Here is a 16,111-nt window from a genome sequence, read left to right as displayed (position 1 = left end):
TGATTTTTCCAAAAATAAGAAGTACAGGGGTACCTTATGTTTCTAGCTTAAAAGGATCAAAGGATACTTCCTCATGCTTTAAAATAAAAAAAGACAACGGGGGTACCGTTGTCTCAATAAGGATTTCTTTTTACGCTTGAATACTCTTTTTTTCAATTGACATACTCCATCTGGTCAAAAGGATCGCTCCAACTACCATCACGCCGCCGATCCACGGAGTGTGGATCAATCCAATGGAGTCAACAATCATCCCTCCTACAAACGCTCCGATGGCGATTCCGAGATTGAAGGCAGCTATATTCAAAGCGGATGCGACATTCACAGCTGCCGGGACATAGCGTTCTGCCAATCGTACAACCAGAACCTGAAGCCCCGGCACATTCATGAACGCAAACATGCCCATCAAGAAGATCGTGATGACTCCAGCCACCTTGAATGGCGCTGTAAACGATAGAATCACGAGTATGATCGCCTGGGCTATGAACATCCATAACAATGCCTTCAACGGATTCTTGTCGGCGGCTTTTCCTCCGATTGAATTGCCGATGGCAACAGCCACTCCATAGACAAGCAGGATGATGCTTACCACTTTTGGAGAAAACCCTGATATATCCTGAAGGATCGGAGTCAGGTAAGTAAAGGCGACAAAAGTGCCGCCATATCCCAGGGCGGTAATGGCGAAGGCCAGCAGCAACGGCCCATTGCCCAATATTTTTAGTTGATCACTGAATTTTGCCGGTGGTGCAGGCTTAATATTTTTTGGTATAAGGATTGCACTTGCGATAATTCCTACAACACCTAATAATGCCACTCCTCCAAATGTTGCCCTCCAGCCGAACAGCTGGCCGATGAAAGTCCCAAGCGGCACGCCAGTTACAGTGGCGACGGTTAAACCTGTGAACATAAAGGCGATTGCGCTTGCTCTTTTATCCTCAGGGACAAGGTCAGCGGCAATCGTCGAACCAATCGAAAAGAAGACTCCATGAGAAAAAGCAGTGATGATCCTTGCTGCCAACAGCAAACCGAAGCTGGTCGAAATCGCTGCAATTGAATTTCCGATGATGAAAATAACCATTAAAGCCATAAGCAAGGTTTTGCGGCTCATTTTATTGGTCAAAGCTGTTAAAATCGGTGCTCCAAATGCTACACCCATTGCGTATCCGGATATTAACAACCCGGCCAAAGTAATTGAGATATTCAGATCTTCAGAAATCGTTGATAATAATCCAACAGGTACAAACTCAGTCGTTCCGATGCCAAAGGCACTGATTGCCAAAGCTAAAAGGGATAATGTTCCCTTGTTATTATTTCGTGTATGTGAACTCATAAAAAGGTTTCCTCCATTGCAGATTATTAAGTTGACCCGCGAAGGCGCCTTTCACGTTTGGCCAACATGAATGCAATTATGAAGGATACCTGATCGCTTGAGAAGTACGCACTTTAAAGTTCCGTAGGCACCCTCAGGTGATATAGGCACCAAAAAGTGCCCTATACTACTTATAGAGATGTAAGGGTATAATGACACTACAATCGACCGGAAAGACAAGGAGGGTGTATTTTGAAGAAATATAATATACCAGTCGAAGCAGCCCTCGAGGTAATCGGCGGGAAATGGAAAGTCGTCATTCTTTGCCATTTGATCGAAGGCAAGAAACGGACAAGTGAATTAAAAAAACTCATGCCCGGCATCACTCAAAAAATGCTCACACAGCAATTGCGTGAGCTGGAAGAAGATAATGTCATTTTACGGGAGGTCTATAACCAGGTCCCTCCTAAAGTCGAATATTCATTGACAGACTATGGCTGGTCCTTGAAAGGGATTCTCGATTCACTATGCGCCTGGGGAGAACAGCATATTGAGAAAAATCAATCTGCCGAACCGGAAACAAAGGAATTTTAGAGAAACAGCGGAGAGCTCTGCTGTTTCTCTTTATTTCAATTGGAAATAGATGATCTCCGGATCGCCTTCATCCAAATTCTCGACGATACCACTCTCAACAAACCCATTCGCTTCAAATACCTTCTGCATACTGAGATTAGAACGATTGGCAGATGAAAAAACTTTTTCAGTAGGCGAAGTTCGAACCAATTCATTCAACAGTTGGCTTGCATATCCCTTACGTCTTTTTCCAGGTGACACAATCACCAAGGATATAAACGTACATTCAAAAAAGTTCGTATCATAAATAGCAAATCCGGCAGCTTCGTTATTTTCTTTTACAAGAATACAATGTTTCTGCTTAATTGCATTCTCAATCATGTTCCGTCTGCTGGTGTTACCGATCATTTCACTGTCGATTTGGACAATCGCCTGTAAATCTGGCATTTGTGCTGCAACAATATTCATAACGATTCCCCTTTTAATAGGTCCTTTTTTAAATAGAAATGCTTAAATTCCCTTCCCACATTGTCCAATGTCCCATAAACTTCATAACCATTATTTTGATAAAAATCCAGCCCCTGAAAGCTCAGGGTGTCCACCTTAATAAAATCACATTGACTCTCTAACGCGGCTTGTTCAATCTCTGCTAACAATTTCGTTCCATATCCTAACCCTCGAATGTCTTCATCAATCATAAGCGTATGGATCTCCAGCCAGTTCCAGCAGATTTCTCCCAGAATGCCTCCACGGATATTCTCATTCTCATCTAGTAGAATGAGGTTCACTTCTTGGTATCTTCCTCTTAAATCTTCAGGAAAATGGCTTAAGTTATATTCATACAGTTTGTGATTAATCTGGTTTTTGTAGCTTTCGTTCAACTCTTTGGTAATGCGGTAGTTCATTTTACTTCCTCCCCAAACGTTTTCATTTAAAGCTTAACATACGTTTCGTTTATTTTCCCTTTGTCCCATGAGTAAAAAGACTCAAAAAGTGGTAATGCGGTGGTATTTACTTTACATATTTTTCCTATCCCTCTATTATGTAAAAAGTTCCATCTCGGAAAAAGCAATCATGGTAAAAAAGCAATCTTTGAAACTATGGAGGTATTTTAAAAATGAAACTTAAAACGTTGGCCGTTTCCTTACTGACGATGATCACAATGGCAGGCTGCAGCTCCGAGCCCACCGCTGAAAAGAAAGAATCACTTAAGGTTGAACCAGTGGAAGTAACGGAAGAAGACTATCCTGACAAAATCGATGAACTGAACACCAGCCTGGATGAAGGGTTCAGAAATTTAAATGCGGTGGCTGAAGAAGACTCTGGATCCAAAGAACGCGAAAAACGGCTGATTGAACAAGTTGATAACATCGAAAAGGCTGTAAACGGTTACAAAGCCATTATCGCCCCTGAAAGATACAAGGAGGTTCATGATCAATATCTATCGGCCATGGAATTTTATACCGAGGGCATTGATACAATTCGCAAAGCCATTGAAAAGAAGGATCAGAAGCTTTGGCAGAAAGGAAATGAGCCCATCAAGGAAGGCTTTAATGTATGGATTGAGGCACACTCCAAGCTCGCGGATTCCGTTCCGGTCGGTGACGGCACGATCACAGCAGCAGACCTGAAACAGCTGGATGCATTAGCTGGCATTGACCGTGATTCAGTGCAGGAGAATATCTCCAAAGACGGAAAAGAATTAGTCGGAAAATGGGGACCAGCCGGCTCACCCCCTTCCATCGTTCTGAATGCAGATGGCAGCTATGAGGGATATGCAAACGGTACTTACCCTTCAAAGGATCATATGTCAAAAGGAACCTGGAAATACGATTCCGATAAAGGAGCATTGTACTTCACTCATGATGAAGCCTATGCAGACGGAAAACCACTAACCGACTTCCGCAAATCGATGATCATGGGAATCCAATCCTTCAAGGATGGAAACATGAGGTTGCTGGATGTGGAATCGTTGAATGAATTTCTTTATGAAAAGATGGAGTAAATAAAAGGGAGGGAGTTCTTGTGTTGAGAACTCCCTCCCTTTGCTAGCTATGGGCACACACTTCAAGTATGGATCAGATTAGTGATCATCTTTAAACCGTCCCCACCGTTACCCTTTCCCAGCCTGAAACCCAGGATATTGCGTCATGCCGCCATCCGCAAACAGGGTGAGTCCTGTGACGTAGCTAGCTTCGCTCGAGGCGAGCCATACTGCACATGCGGCGATTTCTTCAGGCTTGCCGATATAACCCATCGGAATCAGCTCGATGACTCCTTTTTTCAGTTCAGGGTCATCGAACTTCTCGGCATTAATAGGTGTGTCGATCGCACCTGGTGCAATGCAGTTCACGCGAATCCCATGTGGAGCAAATTCGAGTGCGAGCGTTTCGGTCATAAGCTTAACTCCACCCTTGCTGGCTGCATAATGGACAAAATGAGGCCATGGTATTTCCTGATGGACGGATGACATGTTGATGATGGAACCCTTGATTCCATTCTCCAGCATATAGTCAAGAGCTTCCCTGCACCCCAGGAATTGCCCCGTTAAATTGGTGGAAATCACCTTATTCCAGTCTTCGAGGGAGAGATCTTCCGATGGCACTTCATTTTCAATGCCGGCGTTATTGACCATAACATTCAATGACCCGAATGTTTTCACCGCATGATCGATCATCCTTTTGACATCTTCTTCTTTCGTGACATCTCCCTGAATCGCAGTGGCACTGCCGCCCGCTTTTTCAACTTCATCTATAATGGCTTGCACTTCCTGCTCTTCGTTAAAATAGTTAATGACCACCTTTGCTTTCTCAGCGCCGAATCTCACCGCCATTGCCCTTCCGAGACCAGTGGCAGCACCTGTAATCACAACAACTTTTCCTTCAAGACTTGGATACATCATGTCAGCTCCCTTTATCGTTTCGTTACACCCAGTAACACACCGCCTGCAATTATGAGCACACAACCCAGCAGCACTCGCCAAACTTGCTTCTTGCTTTTACGCTCATTTAAAAAGAAAAGCCCGCCAATCGTTGAGATGACAATGCCTGTCTGGGAGAGTGAAAAACTGGTGGCAACCCCGATTCTCGGCAGCGCCAGCAATAACCCCAGATTACCCGTACTCCAGAGGAGCCCGGTTAAGATGTTCCGGACCGCGTACTTGTTGAATGGCTTATCGCGGAACGTCAAAATCAATGCCCCCGTCACCATCCCAATTGCCTGCGGGAGGATGGCGGCCCAACCATCAATGTTGAACCAGCGGATCAAGACCACATATCCAACAAAACCAACAGTTGAAATGAGCAAGACAAGCAGCCCCTTATTCAGGCTCTTCGTCTCTCCCCTTTCACCTCCTTGTTTAAGCGAAGTGAGCAGAGCCCCTGCAATGATCAGGACAAGCGCCGAGATTCCGACGATGTAATTCATTTTTGTCTGCCATTCTTTAAAAATAAACACTCCGAAAAAAGTGGTCCCGAGCAGCTGTAAGCCTGTCGACATCGGCGCCGTTTTCGCAACACCCAGGTAGCGGACAGCACCGAACTGATTCTTCTGTCCAAGTGACCAAAACAACCCAGAAATAAACCCAACCACCCATACAAGCGTAGGCATGTCCGGGTTTTTGTAAAAAAAGACAGCTAAGGCAAAGATCAAAGCTCCGCCCGTCGTCCCAAGCGTCTGGCTGTCCTCATCACCGCCCAGCTTATTGCTGACAAACACAATACTCCCCCACGAAACCGCCGCAAGCAAAGCTAACAAAATTCCTGACATATTCGCAAACCCCTATCTCATTCGTGACTGTCTTTTACTATTAGACTGAGATAGAAAGGCAAATCTTATTCCGCAAGAATACACCCCAAAATAAAATTGCCGTGACTAACACAAAATAAGTTTAAATCAAATTCAGGAGACAAAAACCGATGCTCGCATACTCAGCAAATAATAAAACAGTTACCAAAAAAGATGAGCTTTCCCTTCCCGACTCCAACGAAGAGATCGCATGGATTCATTTTCATTCATCGAATGCCGATCAATTTGAACCGTTTATCAATCAATTGAACATCCATCCTTTAGCGTTGAAAGGACTGCGCGAATTCAGTGATATTCCAAAGATTGATGTTTTTAAAAATGAGGCGATCATTTCGTTAATTGCAATCCAGCCGGATTACTCTCGAGTGAAAATCACGATATTGGTTGGCCATAATTATGTCGTATCAAAGGCTGAAAAGGACCTTTATCTCGCAAAAAATTTGGAGAAACCTTTTATTGAAAATCCACAGCAGATGTCCCATGTGGGAATGGTTCTTTTTCACATACTCGATGAAACAATTGCCCAGGATTTAGAAATGATTGATCAGATATCAGATGAAATCCAAAGTTTGGAGAAGAGGGTTTTTAAAGATCCCTTTGAGAACAAAATTGCCAGAAGTGTATACCGGTGGAAAGCAACCCTGCATGAATTAAGACAAACGATCGAGGCACAAGAGGATGTAATGGAGACGATTAGTTCCGACAAATTCCCGTTCACGAATGAGGAATCAGGCTATTTCATTAAAAGCCTGAACAATAATTATGCTCGGATCGTTAGCGCTCTCGACACCTTCAAGGAAAGTTTAAACAGCATTTTCAATTTACAAATGACGCTCAAAGCCGACCATTCCAATACAATCATGAAGACACTGACCCTTGTAAGCGTCATTTTCTTGCCTATGACGTTCCTGGCCGGTTTATATGGAATGAACTTTGAAATCATTCCCGAATTGAAGTGGAAGTTCGGCTATCTTTACTCACTGATCCTCATGCTTGTGACGGGCTTATCCATTGCCTTATACTTCCGAAAAAAAGGCTGGTGGGGGAAAGGAGAGTAATAGTCCAATCTTGAGCTATGAAGTTCTAGAACCATCGGATGCCAATTTTCATTATTCTTGCAAATCTTGTGTTACAATGCTTGAAAGGAATGTTCCATAAAGGAGGACGGGTGAAATGGCGTTTTTTATTTCCCTTATTTTCATTGTGATTTCCGTGTTCATTTCCCTTATTTTTAAAAATGAGCTCGAGCGGATGTTTCTGAAAGGAAAAGAGTTTTTCCCCTTTCACATATGCAATGTCCTAATCACCTTGATGGTCGCATTCGCCTCCCAGGCTGTTATGACAATCTATGTTTTCGAACACCAATTCCATATCATCCGAGATGTGCTGATCCTGATCGCCATCATTTTGCCTGTTTATATCTCTGGACATTTAGCCTTTGAAAAATACAAATTCGTCTTCCGCAAATTCTCCGCTTCCGATAACGGAAAAGTGCTGGTACTGAACGAAAAGTACTTAAAAAAGAAAAAACGGTTCAAAAACCTTGAACACTATAATGCTATTTCCAAGGAAAAGTAAATAATCGCCTGCCAAAAACGAAAATGCCAGCAACATTAGCCGGCATTTTCTTTTTTTCGATCACTTTTTAAATTAATTTGGCGAATTTTTAATTATTTCGACCACATTTTGGGTTTATTCGACCACATTTTGATTTATTTCGACCACATTTTAGAATAATTCGACCAAGTGAGGAATATTCACCAAATTGTCAGCTTTTATCAACATCCAAATATACAAAAGGACATGCAGTCCGTCCGCATGTCCCTGTTTGTTTTCATTACCCTATACTCATATAGACCCGTTCCGGCCGCCCAACAGTGCCGTATGTTAAATCCGCTTCTATTTTTTCGATGGATACGAGATGTTCGAGGTAACGTCTTGCGGTTGTCCGGCTGACGCCAATTTCGTTTGCGACGCTTTCTGCTGTAAGTCCCGACCCACCCTTTCCAATGACCTCCATGACTTTTTCGAGCGTCAGCGGATCGATCCCTTTTGGAAGGTATGATTTATCATTGTTCAATTCATTCATTTCTTTCCGCAGCAGTTTATCGACCTGCTGTTGTGTCACGACAGGATTGGCTTTGCCTAATTGCGATAATTTTTCATGATAATCCTGATATCTCAGCAGGGATTGCTTGAATCGTTCAAACACTAAAGGCTTGATAATATAATCGAAGACTCCAATACTGATCGCTTCTTGTACTTTTTCGATTTCCCTCGTGGCCGTGATCATGATGACATCGGTTTGTTTTGAATGCAGCTTGAGTTCCCTCAACAATTCGAGGCCGTTCATATCTGGAAAATAAACATCGAGCAAAAGCAAATCCGGCTTCAAAATATCGATTAAGGTTATAGCGTCTACATAACCGGCTGCAATCCCGACGGCCTGAAACCCTTCAATCTTTTCAATGAACCGCTTTTGGATTTCGGCTATCCTTAAATCATCCTCGACGATTAGAACTTCAATGTCCTTTTTCCCCATCGTTCATTTCCCCCTGCTTTTTGGTATCGCCACAGTGAAAATTGTGCCTTCCCCCGGATTAGATGAAAAGGTGATGTATCCACCTAATTGATTTATCGCGTTTTGCACAAGGCTTAGACCAATACCTGAATTACTGTTGCTGTTCTTCGTTGTAAAACCTTCTTGAAAAATGTGTTCGTTGTTTTCACTTTCTATCCCTTGCCCGTTATCTTCGACTTCAATGATCAGCTCTTTGCCAAGATCGGTCAGGAACAGCATGACCCTTTTTTCGGCTTTCCCGTTCTCCCTGACCGCTTCAAATGCATTATTGACCAGGTTCCCAATAATCGTCACCAAGTGATCTCTGTCAATTTCATTTGGCACATCTTTAAAGCTGCTCTCCCTGTCAATTGTAAAATCAACCTTCAATTCGCTTGCCAGGCTGAACTTTCCAAGGACGAAGGCAGCAATGATAGGGTCTGGCACTTCCTTCATTAAAAATTGAATGAATCCCTGGGCTACATCGACTTCCTTAGAAATGAAGTCGATGGCTTCCTTGTAAGAGCCGAGCTGAATCAGGCCAAGGAGAGTATAAAGCCGGTTGGAATATTCATGGGTCTGGGCACGCAACCCCTCCGCATAGGCTTTTACATGCGACAATTCCTGCAGTAAATTCGCCAACTCCGACTTGCTCCGGAAGCTTGCGACTGCCCCGATCACATCCCCTTTCTTATTAAAGATAGGTATTCTATTCGCTAAATATATTTCTCCTAAAATCATAATCTCCTTATCGTACTCTGCTTGTCCTGTTGCAACGACTGAAAGAAGATGCGTATTCTCCAACACCTCATCGATTCTTTTTCCGCGAAGAAGGATTTCATTCGGCACCCTCAATATCTTGTGAGCGTTTTCATTCACGACCGTGATGCGACCATCGGTATCAATGGCAATGATGCCTTCATGAATGGATTCTAATATGGCGTGTTTCTCCTGATACATCCAGGCAATTTCTTTTGGTTCAAGACCGAACAGAGCCTTTTTTATATTCAACGTGATCAGGAAGGCCACCATTAAGCCTCCTATTAAAATAAGAAACGTAGCAGTGAACATTTTTTTCTGTATAGCTGAGATTTCCTTTTCGATATCGGTCTGAAGATATCCTACAGACACCACGCCAACAACTTCTCCCTTGCTGAAGATTGGCGCTTTTCCCCTTAGAGAAGGGCCCAATGTCCCAACAGATTCGGAAATAACAGCTTCTCCGTTAAAGACACGGCCATTATCGCCACCGACCATTTTTTGTCCTAATCGAACTGGATTGGGGTGAGAATAACGTACCTCATCCCTGTTGCCAACCACAATGAATTCTGCTCCTACCTGTTTCCGGATCCTTTCAGCAATCGGCTGAATAACAGCAGCTGGATCATTCTCGTAAAAAGCTTCTTCAATTTCTGGCATATTGGCAATGGATTCCGCCACAGCCAGCGCTTTAGAGCCAATTTCCTTCTTCATGTTCGTCTCGAGAATATTTTTGAAAGTGATTTCGAAAATACCGCCAATTAAGAGAATAAGAATCACAATTAAGAGCATTAATTTTGAATGCAGCCTCACATCAACACCTCTATCCTCATTATAGTAAAAAAACTCCTTATAGAAAGGAGTTTTTTTACTATTTAAACTATTTAACCTTCTATATTGATGATGACTTCTTTCCCTCGCCTTTTCATCAAGAGCGGAATCACCAGCCATAGGAGGGTGATAAGCAGAAACGCGAGAGAAATAGGCCGTGATACAAAGATACTAAAATCTCCATTGGAAATCGTTAAGGCTCTTCGCAGGTTATTCTCAACCATCGGCCCTAGCACCAACCCGAGAACAAGCGGAGCAATTGGATAATCATTTTTGCTGAGGAAATAGCCGAAAATTCCACATGCCAATAACAGCAAAAGATCATTTGTTGATACCTGGACAGCATACACACCAAAAATCGAGATGGCAATAATGATTGGGATCAGGAATTGCTTTGGTGTTTGGATAATCTTCGCAAACACTTTTACGAGCGGAAGATTCAGGACCAACAGCATGACATTGCCGATAAACATACTTGCAATCAGTCCCCATGCTACCTGCGGATGGTCTTCGAATAATAACGGACCGGGCTGGACGTTATACATCATCAGGGCTCCCATTAAAATAGCCGTCGTCCCTGAACCTGGAATCCCCAATGTCAAAAGTGGAATCAGCGCACCGCCGGACGCAGCATTATTCGCCGATTCCGGTGCTGCCACCCCTGCAATGGTCCCTGTCCCGAATTTTGAAGGAGTTTTCGAGATCTTTTTTTCTAAAATATAAGAAAAGAAGGATGCAAGAGTCGCCCCTGCGCCTGGCAAGATCCCAACAAAGAAGCCTAATATGGAACCCCGTGCTATCGGTGCAGCTGACTCTTTCAGCTCAGCCTTTGAAGGCAGCAAATTATTAATCCTCGCGATTTCTCCCTCTTCTTCATCTTTTTCCAAAATCGTCTTAAAAACTTCCCCAAGCGCGAACAGTCCTACGGCGATCGTCAGGAACTCTATCCCCTGATAAAGCCACGGAACATTAAAGGTGAATCTGGCAATACCTGAAACACTATCAATACCAATTGTCCCAAGCAACAATCCAGTAACGGTCATGATCAATGCCTTTGTCACTGATTTTCCGGCCAGGCCGCTGACAGCTCCAAGTCCTAAAAGCATCAATGAAAAGTATTCTGCTGGACCAAATTTTATCGCCACCGATGATAGTGGCTTGGCCAATGCAATAAGGGCGAAAAGCGTAACGATCCCGGCGACAAAGGAACCAATGGCCGCAATCGATAAGGCACTGCCTGCTCTCCCCTTTTTGGCCATCTGGTAACCGTCCAGCGTTGTGACCACCGAAGAGGATTCTCCTGGTGTGTTCAATAGAATCGAGGTGGTTGAACCTCCATACATGGCTCCATAATAGACTCCCGCAAGTAAAATGATGGCACTGGTGGCAGCGGATTCCGGCGGCAGCCAGCCAGTAGCTGATGCGGTTACAGGAATAAGCAGCGCTACTCCACTCATCGGCCCAATCCCCGGAAGAACGCCAACTGCTGTCCCAATCAAGACTCCAATGAAGGCAAATATGAGATTATACCAAATAAAAGCTGTTCCAAAGCCTTGAAATAAATATTCGAGTGTACTCAAAATTCTACAACCTCCAGCGGATAGGCTGCTCCAAAACTATGAAAGCCAAATTGGCCATCCTGGCAGCGTTCCTTTTAATACTTCTACATACATAAAATAAACAAATCCGGAAAAACAAGCAGATATGATAAGGGAAGTCATCACTTTAGAGCGTTCCATCGTTTGAAAACAAACAAATAAAAATAAGAACGTTGTGATGACGTACCCGATTGTTTCCAATGTCAAAATATAAACCAATGTAGCGAAAAAAATGATCAAGAAAGGTTTATACAGTAATTTTTCTTTCGAACTTTGCTGGGTTTTTGCTACCATGGTTTCATAAAACAAACGAATGCTTAACAGAACAAGAATGATACCAAGTAATAAAGGAAAAATATCAGGACCAACGGAGCTGCCATATGATGAACTCGCAAGCTGTCTGCTCCCAACAATAAAAAGAACACCTGTAGCCAAAAATAGTATCGAGGCAATCCGATCGAATTGAATACTCATTGCTTACTCCTTTCAAGAATGGGGGAAGGGAGGAAAACCCTCCCCCTTTTTGGTTACTTCTGCATGCCCAGGGCTTCTAATAATTGCTGAACCTGGCCTTCCTGGTCTTCCAGGAACTTTTTGAAATCTTCGCCATTCTTATAATCAAGATCCCAGCCCTGGGTCTCTACTTCTTTCTTCCACTCTGGGGAGTTTGCGAGCTTTTCAAGTGATTTCTCCCAATAAGCTTTTGCATCATCAGACATTTTTTCAGGACCAAACACACCGCGCCAAATCGTAAATTCAGCTTCCACTCCCTGTTCTTTTGCTGTTGGAACATCTTTGAAATCACCTGCTAAACGTTCCGCAGAAGTGACCGCCAATACCCTTACCTTGCCAGCCTTCAAGAATTCCTTAACACTGGAAGCGTCCGTACCAATGACATCAGCGTTACCGCCAAGCAGAGCAGTAATCGCTTCTCCGCCGCCATCATAAGAAACATATTTCACTTTAGTCGGATCAACGCCATATTTATAAGCTGGCAGGATAGAAATCAGATGGTCCATCGAACCAGGCGCAGATCCGCCGGCAAATGTAAGTTTACTAGGATCCTTTTTTACCTCTTCCAAAACAGATTTCAGGTCTTTGAATTTCGAGTCCTCTTTTACAACAATGGCTCCATAATCTTTTGTCAGCTGGGCCAATGGCGTTGTATTTTTGACCCCATATGGGCTGTTCCCTTCTTTTTTCAGATTGTTGATGATAATCGGAGGTGAATTGACAAAAAGCATCTCATTATTTTCTGCCTGCGCCGTAGCATATTCAGCCATAAACACAGCACCGCCGCCACCCGGCTTATTCTCAACTGTCATAGGCTGTTCCACAATCTTTGTCTCACCCAGTACCTTCGTCAATGAACGTGCGGTTAAATCCCATCCGCCTCCAGCTCCAGATGGCGCCACCACCGTAATAGCTTTAGTAGGATAATCTGAACCTTCTTTCTTGGCAGAGGATGCAGGAGCATCACTGCTGCAAGCACCCAGGCTAACCGCCAGTGCACCAGCACAAAAAACCGCTGAGATTTTTTTCATAGAAAACATTTTAACTCCCCCTTGTAAGCGTTTTCTTAATTTTACAAAGTTTTTGAAAATAGAATAGATTATTCATTTAAACAGCATTAAAAACTTAGTTAACATTTTGTTCATTTTGTTCACGGGGGTTATTTACACATAAAAAAAGCTAGAGTAATAAAACTCTAGCTTGGCTGGTTAGAAGACTATTAGGTGGTTTTCAGCGAAAACCGGCAGTTTATTCGCTAATATTTATTTTTGTTCGGAAAAACGTTACGTTTATTCGCTAAAAAAAATTTTTATTCGCAAAAACGATGCGTTTATTCGCAAACTGGAAATTTCGACTGTTTTTTTCCAATTCTAAAACTCAGGTACTCTCAAAATTTGAAACAAAAGGGACTCTTTGTTTATGAAAATGGCTGGAGTACCTGGTGGTCTTTATTGTTTAACATCATAACGTTTACTGTCATCCGGATTCACTACAAAAACGCTCTGGCAGCATTCCTTGTGTCGGTACCCATTATTGCGATTCTCCTATTGTTTTTTCGTCCAGCGTTACATGATTTGAAATAGGAGGTGATTCGATGGATACACTGTCCACTCCCTTATTCCTGTTTCTACTGTTTTGCATATACATAGGCATGGCTCTTTACCTGGAGAAACAGAGGAGGAGAAAAAAATAAAAGGTTCCGCTGTCTCAGCAGGAAACCTAAATAGTTATTCTTATATAGACCTGATACCGTCCCAGGTCTCATGGTTATTCCTCTAATTGCAGCTGATACCCCTGGCTCTTTAGAGTCTTATAAAGCTGCTCGATATGTGCATGGTCTTTTGTTTCTACTGAGATTTCCACCAGCGCATAACCCGGATAGATATGCTTGCCGATCCGGTGCAGATTGACAAATTGCACGTTCGCGTCCATCTCGGTTACGGAACTTAACACTCTTTGTAATTCTCCAGGCTTATCTTTTAAGGTCATCGTAAAATGTGCAAATCTTCCTGATTCAACCAACCCGCGTTCAATAATGCGGGAGATGAAATTGACATCTACATTTCCCCCGCTTAAAATTGCAGCAATCTTCTTGCCGCTGAGATTCACCTTGTCATATAGCAATGCTGCAAGCGGACTTGCCCCCGATCCTTCAACCAGCAGTTTGTTCCTCTCCAGGACGAGAAGCATGGTCCTGGCGATTTCCATTTCATCCACACAAAAAATGCCATCAACATACTCCCTAATGATATCAAAAGTCTTCTGCCCGGGTTTCTGGACAGCAATTCCATCTGCCATTGTGGGAGCAGCTTCAACAGCAACTGGCCGGTTTTCTTTTAATGACTGTTTCATGCTCGGACAAGCGAGTGTCTGGACTCCATATACCTTAATTTCAGGATTCTTCTCCTTTACCGCCATCGCAACACCTGCTATAAGGCCGCCTCCGCCAACAGGGCAGATGATCGCCTCAACGTCTGGAAGCTGATCAAGAATCTCTAATCCTACTGTTCCCTGCCCGGCAATGACTGCCTCATCATCAAAGGCATGGATAAAAGTAGCGCCAAGCTTGTCTTTCAGCTCCAGTGCATAGGCCAGAGCTTCATCAAAAACGGCACCTTCCAGGATGACTTCGGCACCATATTGCCGCGTTGCCAGCACTTTGCTAAGAGGAGCCCCTTTCGGCATGACAATGGTACATGGAATGCCAAGCATCTGGCTCGAATACGCAACACCCTGAGCATGGTTTCCCGCAGAAGCCGCCACCACTCCCTTTTGAAGCTCTTCAGGTGACAAAGAAATCAATTTGTTATATGAGCCTCTCACCTTGAAGGAACCTGTCTTTTGCAGATTTTCAAGCTTCAAGAAAATTTCATTATTCGAGAGGGTGCTAAATGTTTTAGAATAATCAAGAGGGGTCGAATGCACAATCCCCTTCATTTTTTCACGCGCTAAAATCACATCATCCAAATTCATTGTGAAGCCCCCTGATCTCCATTCATTTTTTTATAGGTTGCTCAGGGAAAGGAAAAGTATGTAAAATGCTATTTGTGGGATGACTCGGTAAGAGATAGAGCCGCCCTTTGATAAAAGACAATAAAACATGAAATTGGTGGAACTTATATGGAAAACTATGTTGAAGCTTTATACCAGGCTGCTTTAAAACACCAGAATGAAGAAGAAGCAATCAGGCTATCCAATTACATGCGGAATCAGTTCAGCTTTATTGGTTTGAGAGCGCCGCAGCTGAAAGAAGTATTCAAACAGCACGTGAAAAATCATGGCCTGCCAGCTAAAGAAGAATTACACCAGGTCATCACTTCCCTCTGGGAGCTGGAAGAAAGAGAGATGCAGATGGCCGGCCTTCTCTTGTTGGATTTAATGAAGAAACAGTTCACAGAAAAGGATCTTTCCCTGTTAAAATACATCATCACGACCAAGCCCTGGTGGGACACGATCGACCATATTGCGAAAAAACATTTCGGTTATTATCTTGAAAAATTCCCACATACCAGGCAGCCAATCGTCGACAGGTGGATTGCCTCCGAGAACATCTGGCTGATCCGCTCCTGTATCTTATTCCAACTGGGATATAAAGAAAAAACGGACGTGGCTATGCTAGAGGATATCATCTCAAGAACATGCCACACCAAGGAATTCTTTATCAACAAAGCGATTGGCTGGGCATTAAGGGAGTACGCTAAACAAGACCCGGAGAAAGTGATCGAAATAACCAATACATACCCTCTGTCAAACTTGAGCCGGAGAGAAGCATTGAAGCATTTGAAGGTAGATTAATTAGAGAGCTGGGGGATTCATGAAAAAAGCAATTCTTTTGTTTATATTTTGGTTCCTCATCATTTTTTCCGTCATTGCACAGCTGTCTGATCGATTCGTTTACTGGCTGAGTCCAGACGCACTTTCTCTCATCGATGAAAGAATGACCTATACGTTTGTGCCTGTGCTGATCAATTTCTTCATTGTATTTTCACTGTGGAAAATAAGAGTTTCAAAATCTCTTTTCAATATGTCGTTAATCACCAACACTATATTTTTCTTGTTTTATTTTTATTATCAATATGGCGATACGGGCCTTGGAATAACAAGATAGATTTCAGGCCCATTAACGCCAAAAGGGAGCACAGGGTACGTCCCCCATGCTCCCTC

17 protein-coding genes are annotated in these 16,111 nt (G+C 43.2%); 6 read left to right on the top strand and 11 right to left on the bottom strand.

Annotated elements, in window-relative coordinates; genetic code table 11:
* Nucleotides 1-130: 130 nt before the first annotated feature.
* Complete coding sequence (locus tag QNH36_RS03600) at nucleotides 131-1,327, bottom strand: MFS transporter (protein ID WP_283904717.1); 1,197 nt, start codon at nucleotides 1,325-1,327, stop codon at nucleotides 131-133.
* A 231-nt stretch (nucleotides 1,328-1,558) separates the two neighbouring features.
* Between QNH36_RS03600 and QNH36_RS03595 the strand changes: the two genes are divergently transcribed.
* On the top strand, nucleotides 1,559-1,900 hold the full coding sequence (locus QNH36_RS03595; protein ID WP_144475391.1) for a winged helix-turn-helix transcriptional regulator: 342 nt from the start codon (nucleotides 1,559-1,561) through the stop codon (nucleotides 1,898-1,900).
* 30 nt (nucleotides 1,901-1,930) lie between these two features.
* On the opposite strand, the gene QNH36_RS03590 is transcribed toward QNH36_RS03595, so the two are convergent.
* Nucleotides 1,931-2,347 (bottom strand): GNAT family N-acetyltransferase, encoded by a 417-nt coding sequence (locus tag QNH36_RS03590; RefSeq protein WP_283904716.1) that lies wholly within the window; start codon nucleotides 2,345-2,347, stop codon nucleotides 1,931-1,933.
* Nucleotides 2,344-2,784 (bottom strand): GNAT family N-acetyltransferase, encoded by a 441-nt coding sequence (locus QNH36_RS03585; protein ID WP_283904715.1) that lies wholly within the window; start codon nucleotides 2,782-2,784, stop codon nucleotides 2,344-2,346. The genes QNH36_RS03590 and QNH36_RS03585 overlap by 4 nt, the downstream gene beginning before the upstream one ends.
* A gap of 212 nt (nucleotides 2,785-2,996) precedes the next feature.
* Here QNH36_RS03585 and QNH36_RS03580 point away from each other — a divergent pair, with 212 nt between their 5' ends.
* Nucleotides 2,997-3,884 carry a DUF6376 family protein gene (locus QNH36_RS03580; protein ID WP_283904714.1) on the top strand — a complete coding sequence of 296 codons (888 nt, stop codon included), beginning with the start codon at nucleotides 2,997-2,999 and terminating at the stop codon, nucleotides 3,882-3,884.
* A gap of 108 nt (nucleotides 3,885-3,992) precedes the next feature.
* Here the strand turns inward: QNH36_RS03580 and QNH36_RS03575 are convergent, their stop codons facing one another.
* Nucleotides 3,993-4,778, bottom strand: coding sequence for a glucose 1-dehydrogenase (locus QNH36_RS03575; RefSeq protein ID WP_144475560.1), 786 nt, complete (start codon nucleotides 4,776-4,778; stop codon nucleotides 3,993-3,995).
* Between the two features lie 14 nt (nucleotides 4,779-4,792).
* The gene (locus tag QNH36_RS03570; protein WP_283904713.1) at nucleotides 4,793-5,647 is read right to left on the bottom strand and encodes a GRP family sugar transporter; all 855 of its coding nucleotides are present in this window, start codon (nucleotides 5,645-5,647) and stop codon (nucleotides 4,793-4,795) included.
* A 149-nt stretch (nucleotides 5,648-5,796) separates the two neighbouring features.
* Here QNH36_RS03570 and QNH36_RS03565 point away from each other — a divergent pair, with 149 nt between their 5' ends.
* Both QNH36_RS03565 and QNH36_RS03560 read left to right on the top strand, forming a co-directional pair.
* Nucleotides 5,797-6,744, top strand: a complete 948-nt coding sequence (locus tag QNH36_RS03565) for a magnesium transporter CorA family protein (RefSeq protein WP_283904712.1) — start codon at nucleotides 5,797-5,799, stop codon at nucleotides 6,742-6,744.
* Between the two features lie 115 nt (nucleotides 6,745-6,859).
* Entirely contained in the window at nucleotides 6,860-7,264 is a 405-nt protein-coding gene (locus QNH36_RS03560) for a hypothetical protein (protein WP_144475396.1), read from the top strand.
* Nucleotides 7,265-7,523: 259 nt separating this feature from the next.
* On the opposite strand, the gene QNH36_RS03555 is transcribed toward QNH36_RS03560, so the two are convergent.
* The 6 genes from QNH36_RS03555 to ilvA all read right to left on the bottom strand — a co-directional run bounded on the left by QNH36_RS03555 (nucleotide 7,524) and on the right by ilvA (nucleotide 14,920).
* On the bottom strand, nucleotides 7,524-8,228 hold the full coding sequence (locus QNH36_RS03555; protein WP_283904711.1) for a response regulator: 705 nt from the start codon (nucleotides 8,226-8,228) through the stop codon (nucleotides 7,524-7,526).
* A gap of 3 nt (nucleotides 8,229-8,231) precedes the next feature.
* On the bottom strand, nucleotides 8,232-9,818 hold the full coding sequence (locus QNH36_RS03550) for an ATP-binding protein (protein WP_144475398.1): 1,587 nt from the start codon (nucleotides 9,816-9,818) through the stop codon (nucleotides 8,232-8,234).
* 71 nt (nucleotides 9,819-9,889) lie between these two features.
* Nucleotides 9,890-11,416 (bottom strand): tripartite tricarboxylate transporter permease, encoded by a 1,527-nt coding sequence (locus QNH36_RS03545; RefSeq protein WP_283904710.1) that lies wholly within the window; start codon nucleotides 11,414-11,416, stop codon nucleotides 9,890-9,892.
* Between the two features lie 36 nt (nucleotides 11,417-11,452).
* The gene (locus tag QNH36_RS03540) at nucleotides 11,453-11,908 is read right to left on the bottom strand and encodes a tripartite tricarboxylate transporter TctB family protein (protein WP_283904709.1); all 456 of its coding nucleotides are present in this window, start codon (nucleotides 11,906-11,908) and stop codon (nucleotides 11,453-11,455) included.
* A gap of 53 nt (nucleotides 11,909-11,961) precedes the next feature.
* Nucleotides 11,962-12,987: a Bug family tripartite tricarboxylate transporter substrate binding protein gene (locus QNH36_RS03535; RefSeq protein ID WP_283904708.1), complete on the bottom strand. Its 1,026-nt coding sequence runs from the start codon at nucleotides 12,985-12,987 to the stop codon at nucleotides 11,962-11,964.
* Nucleotides 12,988-13,714: 727 nt separating this feature from the next.
* Nucleotides 13,715-14,920 carry a threonine ammonia-lyase gene (gene ilvA / locus QNH36_RS03530; protein WP_283904707.1) on the bottom strand — a complete coding sequence of 402 codons (1,206 nt, stop codon included), beginning with the start codon at nucleotides 14,918-14,920 and terminating at the stop codon, nucleotides 13,715-13,717.
* Between the two features lie 147 nt (nucleotides 14,921-15,067).
* Between ilvA and QNH36_RS03525 the strand changes: the two genes are divergently transcribed.
* Together QNH36_RS03525 and QNH36_RS03520 are read left to right on the top strand one after the other, a co-directional pair.
* The gene (locus QNH36_RS03525; protein WP_283904706.1) at nucleotides 15,068-15,742 is read left to right on the top strand and encodes a DNA alkylation repair protein; all 675 of its coding nucleotides are present in this window, start codon (nucleotides 15,068-15,070) and stop codon (nucleotides 15,740-15,742) included.
* Nucleotides 15,743-15,761: 19 nt separating this feature from the next.
* Nucleotides 15,762-16,055 (top strand): hypothetical protein, encoded by a 294-nt coding sequence (locus QNH36_RS03520; protein ID WP_283904705.1) that lies wholly within the window; start codon nucleotides 15,762-15,764, stop codon nucleotides 16,053-16,055.
* Nucleotides 16,056-16,111: the final 56 nt, after the last annotated feature.

It is taken from the genome of Mesobacillus sp. AQ2, from assembly GCF_030122805.1.
In the GTDB taxonomy this organism is placed as follows: domain Bacteria; phylum Bacillota; class Bacilli; order Bacillales; family Cytobacillaceae; genus Mesobacillus; species Mesobacillus oceanisediminis_A.
This window is presented reverse-complemented; position numbering and strand designations above follow the sequence as displayed.